This window comes from Pseudomonas putida, from assembly GCF_050989985.1.
Lineage (GTDB): Bacteria > Pseudomonadota > Gammaproteobacteria > Pseudomonadales > Pseudomonadaceae > Aquipseudomonas > Aquipseudomonas putida_AI.
The window spans coordinates 6,612,248-6,626,960 of record NZ_CP158815.1 but is presented as its reverse complement, the minus strand read 5'-3'; the positions used below and the strand labels follow the sequence as shown (position 1 = coordinate 6,626,960).

General features: G+C 61.4%; 16 protein-coding genes. 11 read left to right on the top strand and 5 right to left on the bottom strand.

The window, feature by feature from the left end; genetic code table 11:
• Positions 1-39 precede the first annotated feature (39 nt).
• Positions 40-1,626: a glycosyltransferase family 39 protein gene (locus ABTV29_RS30250; protein ID WP_433768155.1), complete on the top strand. Its 1,587-nt coding sequence runs from the start codon at positions 40-42 to the stop codon at positions 1,624-1,626.
• A 114-nt stretch (positions 1,627-1,740) separates the two neighbouring features.
• Here ABTV29_RS30250 and ABTV29_RS30245 read toward each other — a convergent pair whose 3' ends face one another.
• Together ABTV29_RS30245 and ABTV29_RS30240 are read right to left on the bottom strand one after the other, a co-directional pair.
• Positions 1,741-2,499 carry a slipin family protein gene (locus ABTV29_RS30245; protein ID WP_433768154.1) on the bottom strand — a complete coding sequence of 253 codons (759 nt, stop codon included), beginning with the start codon at positions 2,497-2,499 and terminating at the stop codon, positions 1,741-1,743.
• A 2-nt stretch (positions 2,500-2,501) separates the two neighbouring features.
• Positions 2,502-3,035, bottom strand: coding sequence for an NfeD family protein (locus tag ABTV29_RS30240; protein WP_433768153.1), 534 nt, complete (start codon positions 3,033-3,035; stop codon positions 2,502-2,504).
• Between the two features lie 196 nt (positions 3,036-3,231).
• Here ABTV29_RS30240 and ABTV29_RS30235 point away from each other — a divergent pair, with 196 nt between their 5' ends.
• Together ABTV29_RS30235 and ABTV29_RS30230 are read left to right on the top strand one after the other, a co-directional pair.
• Positions 3,232-3,693 (top strand): aminoacyl-tRNA deacylase, encoded by a 462-nt coding sequence (locus tag ABTV29_RS30235; protein WP_110965748.1) that lies wholly within the window; start codon positions 3,232-3,234, stop codon positions 3,691-3,693.
• A gap of 129 nt (positions 3,694-3,822) precedes the next feature.
• Positions 3,823-4,068, top strand: coding sequence for a DUF2789 domain-containing protein (locus ABTV29_RS30230; protein ID WP_433768152.1), 246 nt, complete (start codon positions 3,823-3,825; stop codon positions 4,066-4,068).
• A gap of 4 nt (positions 4,069-4,072) precedes the next feature.
• Here the strand turns inward: ABTV29_RS30230 and ABTV29_RS30225 are convergent, their stop codons facing one another.
• Both ABTV29_RS30225 and ABTV29_RS30220 read right to left on the bottom strand, forming a co-directional pair.
• Positions 4,073-4,354 carry a type II toxin-antitoxin system RelE/ParE family toxin gene (locus tag ABTV29_RS30225; protein WP_433768151.1) on the bottom strand — a complete coding sequence of 94 codons (282 nt, stop codon included), beginning with the start codon at positions 4,352-4,354 and terminating at the stop codon, positions 4,073-4,075.
• Positions 4,351-4,629: an antitoxin of toxin-antitoxin stability system gene (locus tag ABTV29_RS30220; RefSeq protein WP_433768150.1), complete on the bottom strand. Its 279-nt coding sequence runs from the start codon at positions 4,627-4,629 to the stop codon at positions 4,351-4,353. Before ABTV29_RS30220 ends, ABTV29_RS30225 begins: the two co-directional genes overlap by 4 nt.
• Before the next feature lie 198 nt (positions 4,630-4,827).
• Here ABTV29_RS30220 and ABTV29_RS30215 point away from each other — a divergent pair, with 198 nt between their 5' ends.
• The 7 genes from ABTV29_RS30215 (at position 4,828) to ABTV29_RS30185 (ending at position 12,311) form a co-directional block, all read left to right on the top strand.
• Positions 4,828-5,256 (top strand): MarR family winged helix-turn-helix transcriptional regulator, encoded by a 429-nt coding sequence (locus ABTV29_RS30215; protein ID WP_433768149.1) that lies wholly within the window; start codon positions 4,828-4,830, stop codon positions 5,254-5,256.
• Positions 5,253-7,325: an FUSC family protein gene (locus tag ABTV29_RS30210; RefSeq protein WP_433768148.1), complete on the top strand. Its 2,073-nt coding sequence runs from the start codon at positions 5,253-5,255 to the stop codon at positions 7,323-7,325. The genes ABTV29_RS30215 and ABTV29_RS30210 overlap by 4 nt, the downstream gene beginning before the upstream one ends.
• The gene (locus tag ABTV29_RS30205) at positions 7,322-7,531 is read left to right on the top strand and encodes a DUF1656 domain-containing protein (RefSeq protein WP_110965752.1); all 210 of its coding nucleotides are present in this window, start codon (positions 7,322-7,324) and stop codon (positions 7,529-7,531) included. The genes ABTV29_RS30210 and ABTV29_RS30205 overlap by 4 nt, the downstream gene beginning before the upstream one ends.
• A complete protein-coding gene (locus ABTV29_RS30200) occupies positions 7,528-8,415 on the top strand; it encodes an efflux RND transporter periplasmic adaptor subunit (protein ID WP_433768147.1) in 888 nt (295 codons plus the stop codon). Before ABTV29_RS30205 ends, ABTV29_RS30200 begins: the two co-directional genes overlap by 4 nt.
• Positions 8,412-9,860, top strand: a complete 1,449-nt coding sequence (locus ABTV29_RS30195; protein ID WP_433768146.1) for an efflux transporter outer membrane subunit — start codon at positions 8,412-8,414, stop codon at positions 9,858-9,860. Before ABTV29_RS30200 ends, ABTV29_RS30195 begins: the two co-directional genes overlap by 4 nt.
• 93 nt (positions 9,861-9,953) lie before the next feature.
• On the top strand, positions 9,954-10,589 hold the full coding sequence (locus tag ABTV29_RS30190) for an NADH:ubiquinone oxidoreductase subunit N (protein ID WP_433768145.1): 636 nt from the start codon (positions 9,954-9,956) through the stop codon (positions 10,587-10,589).
• A 216-nt stretch (positions 10,590-10,805) separates the two neighbouring features.
• On the top strand, positions 10,806-12,311 hold the full coding sequence (locus tag ABTV29_RS30185) for a YdgA family protein (protein ID WP_433768144.1): 1,506 nt from the start codon (positions 10,806-10,808) through the stop codon (positions 12,309-12,311).
• Between the two features lie 124 nt (positions 12,312-12,435).
• Here the strand turns inward: ABTV29_RS30185 and ABTV29_RS30180 are convergent, their stop codons facing one another.
• Entirely contained in the window at positions 12,436-13,959 is a 1,524-nt protein-coding gene (locus ABTV29_RS30180) for an FAD-dependent oxidoreductase (protein ID WP_433768143.1), read from the bottom strand.
• 140 nt (positions 13,960-14,099) lie between these two features.
• Between ABTV29_RS30180 and ABTV29_RS30175 the strand changes: the two genes are divergently transcribed.
• Complete coding sequence (locus tag ABTV29_RS30175; protein ID WP_433768142.1) at positions 14,100-14,666, top strand: YbhB/YbcL family Raf kinase inhibitor-like protein; 567 nt, start codon at positions 14,100-14,102, stop codon at positions 14,664-14,666.
• Positions 14,667-14,713 lie beyond the last annotated feature (47 nt).

Below are 14,713 nucleotides of genomic sequence, written 5' to 3'. Positions count from 1 at the left end.
GAGTGAGCAAAGTATTCAGGTCGCGCGGGTGGAAGACGGATGGTGGTGGTGGAAAGCAAAGAACCGCAGGTGAAGCCTCTGCGATCTGGCGTGAACCGGCGTTTGCCTGACAACCGGCAGTGGTCGCGTACCCTGATCGGTGGGCTGCTGGTCCTGGCACTGGCCGCAGTGGCGCGCTTTTACGGCCTGACTGCCGCGGCCATCTGGGGCGACGAGGGCTCCAGCCTGTTGATGAGCAGGTATGCCGTGGCCGACATCTGGGTTCATGCCGCTCACGACGTGCACCCGCCGCTGTATTTCATGCTGCTCCATGGCTGGATCGAGTTGTTTGGCGACGGCATTTTCTCGATCCGCTGCCTGAGTGCGCTGCCGGGTATTGCCGCGGTGATGCTGGGCATGTGGCTGGTGCGATTGATGGCCAATCCCCGTGCGGCGTTGCTGGCCGGGCTGATGCTGGCGCTGCTGCCCACAGCGGTGCGTTACAGCCAGGAAGTGCGGATGTACGCGTGGCTGGGCATGTGGCTGCTCGGCGCGACGATTGCGCTGGTGTATTGGGTCAAGCAACCTCGCGACACCCGGGCATTGGTGGTTTACGCGCTGCTGATGACCGCCGGTTTTTACACCCACTATTTCACCGCGTTGTGCGTGCTGGTCCATTGGGCGTATTTGCTGGTGCTGCGCCTGCAGCCGAACCATCCCCTGAAACTCATCGACCGCCCGGCCTGGTGGCTAGCGAATGTCGCCATCGTGGTGCTGTTTTCCCCGTGGATCCCCAGTTTGATGGACCTGATCCAGCACATGGACCAGCTCAAGGCCAACGGTGATGTGGGCTGGGAATTGCCAGTCACGCTCAGCTCCCTGCCATCGATGGTGTGGGATTTCCTGATCCAGGAAGATGGGGATGCCTTGCCGTGGCTGCTGTTCGGCGCGCTACCGATGCTGTTGCTGGCGGTGATCGTGATAACGGGCTTGCGTGATCGCAGCCGTCATCGCTGGAGTGTCTTGCTGGCGCTCTACACGCTGCTGCCGCTGTTGCTGGTTTACGGTGTTTCGTTCATTTCACCGGTGTTCATCGAGCGCTATCTCAACGCCTATGCACTGGGCCTGCCGCTGATCATGGCGCTGGCCATCGACCGCTTGCTCAATGTCTTTCGCCTATTGGCGTTCGGCTTGCTGGCGCTGTTTGTCGGCACCGAGCTGGTCGGGCTGAAAACCAATGCCACGGTGGATGTGAACGACCAGACCAGCGTGATGGTCGAGTTCATCAACCAGCATTACGTCGAAGGCGACCGGATCGTTATCAGCGACATGCTCTGGTACATGCCTTATGTCTATTACAACCGCACCGATGCGGCGCCGATGCTCTACACGCCGCCTTTGGCCAATGGCAGTTCCAGTCGCCCCAACGATTACGGTTTCGGCACGCTGGTCAATGGCGACGCGCCAAGGATCTATCTCGACCGTCTCAGTCAATTGCCCAGAGGGACAGGACGTGTGTGGTTGATCAGCACCGCCGATCAGCCGGACGAATTCGCTCCGCTGCCCAATGGCTGGCAAAAAATCAGCGAAACCGAGGCGGGCAATAATCGGGCGCGGTTGTTCGTCATGGGCACCGAGCCGCGTTGATGGACAAAACTGTAGGAGCGAGCCTGCTCGCGATGGGGCCTTCACATTCAACATCAATGTTGACTGTCAGGCCGCCATCGCGAGCAGGCTCGCTCCCACAGTAAGGGGTGGCGCTCACGCTTTCGGCGACAGATCCGCCATGCCCTTTAGCAATTCGATCGGCAACGGAAAGACGATGGTCGAACTCTTGTCGCCGGCAATCGAACTCAGCGTCTGCATGTAGCGCAACTGCATGGCGCCGGGTTGGCGGCCGAGCATTTCGGCGGCTTGCATGAGTTTTTCCGAGGCCTGCAATTCGCCTTCGGCATGGATCACCTTGGCCCGGCGTTCGCGCTCGGCTTCGGCCTGTTTGGCGATGGCGCGGATCATCGATTCGTTGAGGTCCACATGTTTGATTTCGACGTTGGCCACCTTGATGCCCCAGGCATCGGTTTGGGCGTCCAGCACTTGCTGGATGTCGATGTTCAGCCGTTCCCGTTCAGCCAGCAGTTCATCGAGTTCGTGTTTACCGAGCACCGCACGCAAGGTGGTTTGCGCCAGTTGGCTGGTGGCCATGAGGAAGTCTTCGACCTGGATGATGGCTTTCTGCGGATCGAGGACGCGGAAATACAGCACGGCGTTGACCTTGACCGAAACGTTGTCGCGGGTGATCACGTCCTGCGCCGGTACGTCCAGCACCACGGTGCGCAAATCGACGCGAACCATTTGCTGGATGACCGGAATCAGCAGGATCAGGCCCGGGCCCTTGACCTGCCAAAAGCGTCCGAGCTGGAACACCACCCCACGCTCGTACTCGCGCAGGATGCGGAAGGTCGCGCTGGCCAACGCGATCAGCAACAACAGGAGCGCGACAAAACCCAGCTGCAAGCCCATGACTATTCTCCAACCGATACCGCGTCAGTCGCGGCCACTTCCAGCATTAATCCCTTGCGTGCCACGACCTGCACCCGTTGCCCGACCTGCAACGGCTTGGCGCTCGACACCTGCCAGCGTTCGCCTTGCAAATGCACCCAGCCGTGACAGGCATCGCCAGCCTGCAACGACAATATCGGCGCGACACTGCCCAGCAATCCGGCATCGCCGCTGACGGCATGGCGCGGTCGGGTTTTCAGGGCGCGGATCAGCAGGGCGATCAACAGCAGCGCACTGAGCAGGCCCAGGCCGATCATCAAGGGCACGGGCAGCTGGGCATTGGTCAGGATCAGCGCGCCGATCACGAACATCACGATCCCGCCCAGGCCGATTACGCCGTAGTTGGGCAGGGCGGCCTCGGCAATCAAAAACGCGATGCCGAATGTGATCAGCCACATGCCGATCGGATCGGGGGGCGGCATTGCGGCGGTGTCCGCAGCGAGGGCGGAGGCGCTCAACAGCAATAACCATGCGATGGCACAACAGCGCGTATTCACGTGACCCTCCAGGAGAGCCGCTGGTGGTTCTGTATACAGTTTAGTTGACGCGCCAGTTGTATGAATTTTGCTCAGATGTTGACCTGTCCGGTGGGCGGATTTCCCGCCGGATTGGCCCTGCAGGCCTAGACTTTGAGTACGAAGAAAAGCGTCAACCATCGTCCGCCGAGCATCATGGCGGGCACGGAGGTGCATCATGCGAATGGCAAAAACCGTGCAGCGCAGCCTCGACAGGGCTCAATGCGCATATGACATCGTCACCCATCCCCACTCGGCCAGCAGCCTCGAAACGGCGCGGGTCGCAGGCATTCCCGCCGAGCGGGTCGCCAAATCGGTCATCCTCGACGACCACCATGGCCACTACCTGATGGCCGTGCTCCCCGCCAGCCGTCACCTGGACCTGAGCAAGGTCCGCAGCAGTGGCGAATGGCAGGTTTCCCGCGAAAGCAATCTGCCGCATCTGTTCGAAGACTGCGAACGCGGTGCCGTGCCCGCCCTGGGCGAAGCCTATGGGCTGGACGTGGTGATCGACCCACTGCTGACCCGGCAAAAGGACATCTACCTGGAAGCGGGCAACCACATCAACCTGCTGCACATGGACATGCCGGAGTTCCTGAAAATGGTGCCGCATGCGCAGGTGCGGGAATTGAGCAGTTAGATTTGCGCTGTGTTTACCGGCGTCATCGCGAGCAGGCTCGCTCCCACAGGGAGAACGCTTTCCTTGTGGGAGCGAGCCTGCTCGCGATGACCGCGCAGCGGTCCATTGATTGATACACAGGAGCCCGACATGGAAAACCCAACCCACAGCCTCCCATCCCTGTTCAAACAACTCGGCCTGGCCGACGACGCCGAAAGCATCGACAAATTCATCGCCACCCACTCACCGCTCAAGCCGGACCTGCACCTGGCCGACGCCTTTTTCTGGAGCCCGTGCCAGGCGGATCTGCTGCGCAATGAAATTCTGGATGATGCCGACTGGGCGGAAGTGGTGGATCAGTTGGATGTGATGTTGAGGAAGGGGCGGGGGGTGTAGAGGTTCAATTCGATTGTGGCCACTGTCGGGAGGTATGAACCAGGGCAAGGATCCAAATGGCACCCAGCGCCTGTTCGTAAACAATGCGATAGCTCTGATGCGGAATGAGTTCGCGAGTGCCGGGGATGATTCCGGCGTGACCGTGTTCGGGATATTGGCCAAGCCGGGATACTGCATCGCTAAAGCGATTGTCCATGTCGATGGCCGCTTTTGGGTTAACGGCGTACAGATAATCCCAAATGTCTGCACGATCCTGTGCTGCTTCCTTCGTCCAGATTATCTTCATTCGTCTATGGCGGCCCGTCCACGCCTGGCGGCGAACTCTGCTTCAATTTCCTCATTCGTCAGACCATCGCCTCTATGCATGGATGCACGAGCGATATCCACTTTGCGTTGCAGGAATGCTTCGTACTCACGGGATTCTCGTTGCGTTTGAACAAACTGACGCATCATTTCCCGAACAATTTGCGAGGCAGGACGGTGAGCGGCCTCCGCTTCGGCCATGAACTGTTCGCGCAAATCTGCCTCGAGTTTCATCGTGAAAACGGCTTGTTTTGACATCGGTAAACCTCCCGGTGGTGTGATGAAAAAGTATATACAAATTCATTACCTTGGCTGGTCAACTATCCGGGAGGCACGACAGATGGCTGCCGATATGTTTCAAAACTTGACGGAAAATCCCCATCAATGCCATATTGATAGTTAGCAAACTAACAGTGTGTGTATGACCCCGTGCCGAATGACCTCGACGCTCTCCAGATGAACATCAGCAGCTCCATGGTGGTGGCCGCCCGGCATTGGCGGAAGATCTGCCAGACTACGCTGGTCAACTATGGAATTTCCGAAGCCTGTGCCGTCCCGTTGCTGATGATCGGGCGTCTGGGCGATGGTGTGCGGCAAGTCGCGGTGGCGCAGGCGTCCGGGATGGAAAGCCCGTCGCTGGTGCGCCTTCTGGATCAGCTGTGTCATGCAGGCCACGTCTGCCGCACCGGCGATGCCCAGGATCGTCGCGCGAAATGCCTGAGCCTGACCGACACGGGGAGAGCGCTGGTGCAAAAGGTCGAAGCCGAGCTGGTGCGTCTGCGCAATGAAACCCTGGAAGGTATCGACCGGCGCGATCTGGAAGCGGCGCTGCGTGTTTTGCGCGCGTTCGAATCAGCCAGCCAGACTCAGGTGATCAACTCTTGAGCGGTTTCTTCAGCGGCATGCCCCCGGCGCGAGACTGGTTCTACGGCGTACGCACCTTCGCCGCCTCGATGATCGCGCTGTACATCGCATTGCTCATGCAAATGCCGCGTCCTTACTGGGCGATGGCGACGGTGTATATCGTTTCCAATCCGTTCCTCGGCCCGACCACGTCCAAGGCGCTGTATCGCGCCATCGGTACCTTTCTTGGTGCAGCGGCGGCGGTGCTGTTCGTGCCGATGTTCGTCCAGAGTCCCTACGTGCTGGTACTGGTGATTGCCCTGTGGACCGGCACGCTGTTGTTCCTGTCGCTGCACCTGCGCACGGCCAACAACTACGCCCTGATGCTGGCTGGCTACACCTTGCCGCTGATTGCCCTGCCGGTGGTGGATAACCCACTCGCCGTGTGGGACGTGGCCGAAGCGCGCACGGAAGAAATTTTCCTCGGCATCGCCGTTGCGGCCGTGGTCGGTGCGATGTTCTGGCCAAGGCGGCTGGCGCCGGTGTTCAACGATTCGGTAGGCAAATGGTTTGCCGACGCCACGACCTACAGCCAGCGCTTTCTCAGCCGCAATGTGCAGCCCGAGGAAGTCAGTGCGCTGCGCGCCTCGATGGTGGCGACCTTCAATAGCCTGGAGCTGATGATCGGCCAGTTGCCCCACGAAGGTTCGCGGCCACAGACCGTGCGCAACACCAAGGAATTGCGCGGGCGCATGATTCATTTGCTGCCGGTCATCGATGCCCTCGACGACGCGCTCTATGCCCTCGAACGACGTACGCCGGAGCTGGTGGACAAGTTCGCGCCTCTGCTCGCCGCCGCCGGTGAATGGCTGCAGCACAAGGACGCCGACATCGAGCGCTGGCAGGCCTTGAAAGACCAGCTCGAAGCCCTGCAACCCAGTGCCGAGGCGCTGGAGGATCGCAAGCAACTGTTGTTCTCCAACGCGCTGTATCGCCTCGGCGAATGGATTGACTTGTGGCAGGACTGTCGCAGCCTGCAAATTGCCATTCAGTGCGAAGACCAGGACAGCTGGCGCGCGGTGTATCGGCACTGGCGCCTGGGTCGGCTGACGCCTTTTCTGGATCGTGGCCTGATGTTGTATTCGGCGGCGTCCACTGTCAGCGCGATCATTGTCGCCTGTGTGTTGTGGATTCTGCTCGGCTGGACCGACGGCGGTGCCGCGGTGATTCTGGCGGCGGTGTCCTGCAGCTTCTTTGCCTCGATGGACGACCCGGCGCCGCAGATTTACCGGTTCTTTTTCTGGACGGCGATGTCGGTGTTGTTCGCCAGCCTCTACCTGTTTCTGGTGTTGCCGAACCTGCACGATTTCCCGATGCTGGTGCTGGCGTTTTCCGTGCCGTTCATCGTTGTCGGCACCCTGACGGTCAAGCCGCAGTTCTACCTGGGCATGTTGCTGACGCTGGTCAACACCTCGTCGTTCATCAGCATTCAGGGGGCCTACGACGCCGACTTCCTCAGCTTCGTCAATTCCAACCTGGCCGGGCCCGTGGGCTTGCTGTTTGCCTTCATCTGGACCCTGATCGCCCGGCCTTTCGGGGCCGAGCTGGCGGCCAAGCGCCTGACCCGTTTCAGCTGGCGCGACATTGTCAGCCTGACCGAGCCTGCGACCCTGGCCGAACATCGGCACCTGGGCGTGCAGGTGCTCGATCGCCTGATGCAGCACTTGCCGCGCCTGGCCATGACCGGCCAGGACACCGGCATCGCCCTGCGGGAAGTGCGGGTGGCGCTGAACATGCTCGACCTGCTCGCCTATACGCCGCGCATTCAGGGCGCCTCCCAGGCGCTGTTGCGCCAAGTGGTGGCCGAGGTCGGTGAATACTTCAGGGCTTGCCTCAAGGCCGGTGAGCGTTTGCCGGCGCCGAGCGCCTTGTTGATGACCATGGACCGGACACGCCGCGCCCTCAATGGCGAAGGCGATGATGAAACCCGTCTACACCTGTTGCACGCCTTGAGCGGCTTGCGTCTGGCCTTGTTGCCAGGCGTTGAATTTGTCGGTTCCACCGAGCTTGAGGAACCGCTTCCCCATGGCATCGATGGAGCACCCCTATGATCGGAGATCTGGATATCAGCGGCGTGTTCCTGCCGACGCTGCTGGTGCTGATGGGCATTACCTATCTGCTTTACCTGCTGGTGCACGGGTTGCTCACGCGTTTGCACTTCTACCGCCTGGTCTGGCACCGGGCATTGTTTAACGTGGCCCTCTACGCCTTGCTGCTGGGCGTCGTGGACTCACTCAGTCGATACCTGATGACATGAAAAAACCGTTTCTAACCCTCGGCCGTGTGATTCTGACCCTGTTGATCGTGAGCTTCGCCGTGGTCGTGGTCTGGCGCATGGTGATGTACTACATGTTCGCCCCCTGGACCCGCGACGGTCACATCCGTGCCGACATCGTGCAGATAGCCCCGGACGTGTCCGGTCTGATCCAGCAGGTGGACGTGCTTGATAACCAACCGGTCAAGCGCGGCCAGGTGCTGTTCAGCATCGATCAGGATCGCTTCAAACTGGCCCTGCGCCAGGCGAAGGCGGCGGTGGCCGATCGTGAGGAAACCCTCGCGCAGGCCCAGCGTGAAGCCAAGCGCAACAAGGGCCTGGGCAACCTGGTGCCGGCCGAGCAGTTGGAAGAAAGCCAGTCCCGCGTGGCCCGTGCGCAAGTGGCGCTGATGGAAGCCCAGGTGGCGGTCGACAGTGCACAACTGAACCTCGATCGCTCCGTGATCCGCAGCCCGGTGGACGGTTACGTCAACGACCGCGCGCCGCGTACCCAGGAGTTTGTCAGCGCCGGTCGGCCGGTGTTGTCAGTGGTCGACAGCAACTCCTTCCACATCGACGGCTATTTCGAAGAAACCAAGCTGGATGGCATTCATGTCGGCCAGAGCGTCGACATCCGGGTGATCGGCGACCGCGCGCGGTTGCGCGGGCATGTGGTCAGCATCGTCGCCGGTATCGAAGACCGTGATCGCACCAGCGGCAACAACCTGCTGCCCAACGTCAACCCGGCGTTCAGCTGGGTGCGCCTGGCCCAGCGGATTCCCGTGCGCATTGCCTTTGACGATGTACCGGCGGACTTCCGCATGATCGCCGGGCGCACTGCCACCGTGTCGATCATTGACGACAAAGACCGGGAGCCCGCGCAATGAACAAAGCCTCGGGTTTGGCGGTTGCAGGTCTGGGCCTGCTGTTGTCGGCGTGCCAGATGGTCGGGCCGGATTATCACTTGCCGGAAGAGGCGGCCATCCACCGCGAAGATTTTCAGGGTGAACTGGACGTGAACGGCAAGCCGGTGGTTTCGGCACCGGTGCCCGGCGATTGGTGGCGCCTGTATCAGGACCCGCGGCTCGACCAATTGGTCCAGCAAGCCCTGGCGTCCAACACCGATCTGCGGGTAGCGGCGGCCAGTCTGCTGCGGGCCCGCGCCCAGGTGGACGAAGCCGAGGCCGCCGGTGGCTGGAGCGGCGGCGTGAAGATGGGCGCCCAGCGTTTGCAGGAGTCCGGCGAAGCCTTCCTGCTGCCGGAAAAAGTGCCGGTGGCCAACATCGGCGATATCGGCATCAGCGCGTCGTACCAGTTCGACCTGTTCGGTACGCTCAAGCGCGGCATCGAAGCGGCCAAGGCCAATGCCGATGCGACCCAGGCCGCCGCCGATACCGCACGCATCACCCTGGTGGCTGATGTGGTGCGAGCCTACACCCAGGTGTGCGCGGCCAACGAAGAGCGGGAAATTGCCCAGCACTCCCTCGATCTGCAATCGCAAAGCACCTCGCTGATCCAGCGCCTGCGCGATGCCGGTCGTGGCGACGAAACCCAGGTCACCCGTTCGCAAACCCAATTCAAATCCTTGCGCGCCGACATGCCGCGTTATGAGGCTGCGCGCCAGGCCGGGTTGTTCCGTCTGTCGATGTTGCTGGCCAAGCCGGTGGATCAACTGCCGGCCGGCACCGCCAGCTGTGCAGAACTTCCAAAAATCGCGCAACTGGTGCCGGTGGGCGATGGCGCCTCCCTGCTCAAGCGCCGTCCCGACATCCGCCAGGCCGAACGTCGCCTGGCAGCCGCGACCGCGGACATCGGCGTCGCCACGGGCGAGCTGTACCCGGACATCCGCTTCGGCGCGACCATCGGTACCGTGGGTATCCTGGAAAACCTGGGTGAGCCGTCCACCAATCGCTGGGGCTTCGGTCCGTCGCTGACCTGGAATGTGCCGACCAACGGCGCCCGGGCGCGCATCCGCGAAGCTGAAGCCGTGACCCAGGCAACCCTGGCGCACTTCGATGGCGTGGTGCTCAACGCCATTCGCGAAACCCAGACCAGCCTGGCCCAGTACACGGCATTGCTGCAGCGCCGGGATGCCCTGGCGGACGCCGAGCAATCGGCGAAGCTGGCCGCGGACCAGACTCACCGCTTCTTCCAGGCGGGCCGCGAGTCGTTCCTGGCCGACCTGCAAGCCACGCGCACCTACACCGACGTGACGGCGCAACTGGCTGCCGCCAATACGCAAGTCGCGCTGAGCCAGATCGATTTGTTCCTGGCCCTGGGTGGCGGTTGGGAAAGCGGACGAACGCAAGCGTCGAACTCCGGCAAACCCTGAGGCCGTTGCTATGCTTTGAAGTGTTGAAGGGGCGCTTGTGCAAAGGCGCCTTTTCAGTGCACAAAGCTTGCGCAGGTCAGGGGGAAACCAATAATGAAAAACCCTTATGCTCTCGGCTTCTGGTGTGCCGTCGTGGCCCTCGTGCTGCTCACGGCCACCTACTTCTACGGCATCATGCTGGCCTATCAGATCGACAAGGCCCTGGCATTTCTCGACAGTGCCGTGGCGTTGATAGCCGTGATGTCTGTCTCGGTGGTGGCCTGGGCGTCCGTCCAGACCCGGCGAATCAAGAAAAAACAACTCGAACAAGGCAAGACCCTGGTGCTGATCTGGGACACCAAGGTGGCGCTGCGCCGTGTCGAAACGGTGTTCGACCGCTATTTCTGGGGCAGTTACTGGCAGCCGGGGCGCACCTTCCAGGAAGTCATGGGCGAACTGACCGGCACGCCGCTGGAAAAGAGCCTGGAGACCTTGAAGAAGCAATGCCTGGCGCTGGACAAGCAAGTGGCGGACGACGGTCGGCACTGGCTCGACAACGCCCGGGAGCTGGCGGACGTCGCCACGGCCATGGCCCGCGAGCGCTATCAATTGGATTTCTGCGACCCCCGTGGGGAAGTGACGGGCGGAGCGGTGATCAATCGGGATTTCGAAGTGCTGGTGTACACCTGGAGCGCAAGGCTCAAGACCTTTGATCATCAGCTGGATGAGATTGAGGTTCAGTATTCCTGATTTTCTTGCTGACTGATCTGACGCCATCGCGGGCAAGCCCGCTCCCACAGGGTTTTTGCGATCCCTGTGGGAGCGGGCTTGCCCGCGATGGCGTTCGTATGAACGCCTGCCTGATGCTAATCTGCACCCCACTCAAAGCGCAGTCGTGACCATAACCCGCCATGGGTTCAGGGAAGACGACCACACCATCAACAACGGACATTGATCGGGTCATTCATGAATAAATCAGCAGGCGTGCTTCTGGGAATTGTCGTGGCCATCGGTGCAATCAGCGCCGGCGGTGCCTGGTACACCGGCACCAAAATCGAAAGTGTGCTCAACACTTCCCTGGCCGACGCCAACCAGCAATTGCAGGCTGCGTTGGTCGGGCACAAAGGCACGGCAAAAGTGGAACTGGTATCGCTGGAACGCCACGTATTCAGCAGCACCGCCCACTACCGCCTGACCGCCGAAGGTGAAATGTTCGGCGAGGCGCCGGTCGAGTTGTTGTTCGTCGATAAGCTCGAGCACGGTCCGCTGCCATTCTCGCGCCTGGTGTCGCTGAAGTGGCTGCCCGTCATGGCCAGCAGTCACTACGAGCTGGAAAAAACGCCGCTCACGGAAAAATGGTTCGCTGCCACCAAGGATGCTTCGCCGCTCAAGGGCGTGGTCAACATCGGCTACGACAACTCCACCAACGGCTCGCTGGAATTGCTGCCGCTGGAAACCGCGCTGGATGACAAGTCCAGCCTGAAATTCTCGGGCCTCAAGGTCGACGTTTCTGCCAGCGCCCAGGCACAGAAGGTCAAGGCCGACGGCTACATGGACAGCCTCAAGCTGGTGACCGTCGCTGAAGATCAGGCGCCGGTGCAGGTGGAATTGAACGGCCTGACCCTGGCCAGCAACCTGAGCAAAAGCACCTACGGCTATTACACCGGCGAGAACACCCTCACCCTGAGCAACAGCAAAACCACCTTCAGTGCGAAACAGTCGGTGCTGGGCTTCAAGAATTTCGAAATGAAGAACCAGACCCAGGAATCGGGCACCAGCGCTTCGGGGCGTGCCGATTACAAGATTGACGAAGTCTCGCTCAATGACAAAAAGGTCGGTTCCGTTCAGATGGCCATGAGCCTGAAGAATCTCGACATCCCGTCGACCCTGGCGTTGATGGAGATTTACCAGACCAAACTGCAGCCGTACGAACAGGCAGTCGCCGAGGCAACCGAGGCCAATCTGCCAGCCCCGGAACTGAACCTGACTGAAGCCGAAGAGGCGCTGCTCAAGACCAATCTGGAGACGCTGCTCGCCGCCGGCCCACAGCTCGCGCTGGAAAACCTGTCGCTCAAGACCGCCAATGGCGAGAGCCGTGCCAACCTGAAGCTCGACCTGACCAAGCCACCATCGGTGGAAGTGCCCGCCGACCAACTGGTCCGGCAGTTGATCGCCTTGCTGGACGTCAACGTGCTGGTGTCCAAGCCGATGATCGTCGATGTGCTCAGTCTGCAATCGCAGTTGGACGGCCAGACCGACGCCAAACTGATCGCCGACCAGGCCACCGCCTCGGCCGACATGTTCAGCAGCATGGCGGTGGGTTCGCAGCTGGCAAAACTGGACGGCAACAACGTCGTGAGCAAACTGCACTACGCCAACAACGAGGTGGATTTCAACGGGCAGAAAATGACGGTTGAACAGTTTGTCGGTTTCCTGATGAGCAAGTTCGGCGCGACTGTCGAAGTCCAGTAACACCGCGCTCCCCCCATGTAGGAGCTGCCGAAGGCTGCGATCTTTTGATCTTTATTTTTTAGAAAACAAGATCAAAAGATCGCAGCCTTCGGCAGCTCCTACACAGGGGCAGTGCGATTCAGATTCACTCTCTGATCAACCGCCAGGCCTCATCCACCGACAACGGCTGCTTCATCCGCTCGGCGAGCATCGCCATTGTCCGGTCTTCTTCGCAGGCCACCGCCGCCACCACCACACCGTTTTTGCCAAACAGCCCGACAAAGGGCGGATTGAACGGGTCACCCTTGAACTCCACTTCGTCCCATGCCTCGGCGTGGCCGAGGTAGTCGTAGCTTTTGCCGAAATGCCAGGTCCAGAAATACGGCACGTCGAGATAATGTTCATCGCCCCCGAGCATGTTCGCGGCGGCGATCCGCGCCTGTTGTTGCGCCAGGCGCCAGTGCTCGATGCGCCGTGGCTGGCCGTTGAGCGGGAAGGTCGCAATGTCGCCCGCCGCCCACAGCCCATCCGATACACGCATGCCGCCATCGACGCGCAACGACTGATCCTTTTCCCTGGGCAGGTCGGCAAAAGGCGCGGTCGCCGGGCTCACCCCGATCCCGACCAGCACCAGATCCGCCGGCACGCGTTCGCCGTTGTTCAGGCGGACCGCTTCGACCTTGTCCGTGCCTTCGATCTGCGCGGCTTCGCCCTCGGTACGGAACACCACGCCGTGGGCCTGATGCAGGGCCAGGATCGCCTTGCCCACGGTCTCGCCGAACTGTTTGACGAAGGGCACGGGTTGACGGGCCAGGACGGTGACGTCGAGCCCGTACTCGCGCAGGGCCGAAGCGGACTCCATGGCGATAAAGCTGTCGCCGATGATCACGACGCACTCGCCGGGTTTGGCACTGTGCAGAATCTGCTGCGCGTGGGCCTTCGAGCGCAAGACGAACACCTGGGGCAAGTCGGCGCCGGGCAACTCCAGCGATTTTGGCTTGCCGCCCGTTGCCAGCAAGGCCGCGTCATACGCCACTGATTGACCGTTGGCCAAGTGCAGGGTTTTGCCGGCCGGGTCCAGGCGCGCCACTTCGGCATGCAGGCGCTCGACGCGTTGCTCGCGGTAAAACGCTTCATCGCGCAATGGCGGGACGTCCTCAGGCGGCGTTTCTCCGGCAATCACGAATTTGCTCAACACCGTACGGTCATAACCGGCCTCGGCTTCGCGGTCGATCAACAGTACCCGACCGCCGAAACCCTTCTCTCGCAGCGCTGCCGCAGCCGCCGTGCCAGCGGCGCCGGCACCGACAATCACAAAGGTACGGTCGTCATCGGCCGGCGGCGTGTGTGGGTCCGACAGCGGTTGGTCATCTACCCAGATTTCGTCTTCGCGCACTTCGAGCGGGTAGCGCTTGAGGCTGTCGAGGGCCGGTGGTTCGCACAATGCACCGTCCTCGATGCGGAACTGAGCCTTGTGCCATGGGCAGGTGAGGCGGCCGTTGCACAGCGCGCCCTCCACCAGCGGCGCGCCGGCGTGGGGGCATTCGCCTTGATAGGCGCGCCATTGATCCGCGACTTTGAGCAAAAGTATTTTCGCGTCCCCGGCCTGCACTTCCAGGCCACGGTTTTCGGGGACGTCTTTGACATGGGCGACGCGATGCAAGGTCATGATCGCTCTCCAGACGGGCATTTCATTTAAGAGTCTGGTGCCAATTCTGTGGTTCAGCCAATTCCCACTGCCAAGGCGCGAACGGTCCGGCTATAGTTTGCACGCCGACGATGGCCCAACCCCGCACTAGGTGCTCCGGTATGACCCGATTGACCTCATTGAACCCTTGGCTGGCGGCTTTGGCAGTCGCCCTTTGCGTGCAATTGCCGGCACAGGCTGCCACCCAGGAGCGCTTCACCCTGAACATTCCGGGTGTGTCGGATGACCGCCTGTTCACCTCGGCCGCCGCCAGCGACGCAGCAGGTTGCGGCGGGCACAACGTTTCCCCGGCATTGGCCTGGAACGCAGGCCCGGCGGGCACCCTCAGCTACGCCATCGTCATGCACGACCCGGACGGCCAGAAAGGGCAGGGCTCCGATCATTGGCTGCATTACGGCATTAAGGCCAGCACCCGCCAGATCCCGGCCGGTGTCGGCGCCAAATCCGCGTTTGAAGGCATGGGGGGCACCAACAGCAAAGGCACCACCGGCTACATCGGCCCGTGCCCGCCCGTGGGCGACAGCGCGCACCACTACATCATCCAGATCTACGCCCTGGACCTGGCGCCGGAGGCCTTGCCTGCCGGCCTGACCCGCGCGCAGTTCCTGGAAAAAATCAAAGGCCATGTGCTGCGCAACAGCAGCGTAGTGCGGCGTTATCACCGCTGAAAAATTTCCAAAGCGGTTTAACCCGAATCGAAGGGGCTGCCCGTCTC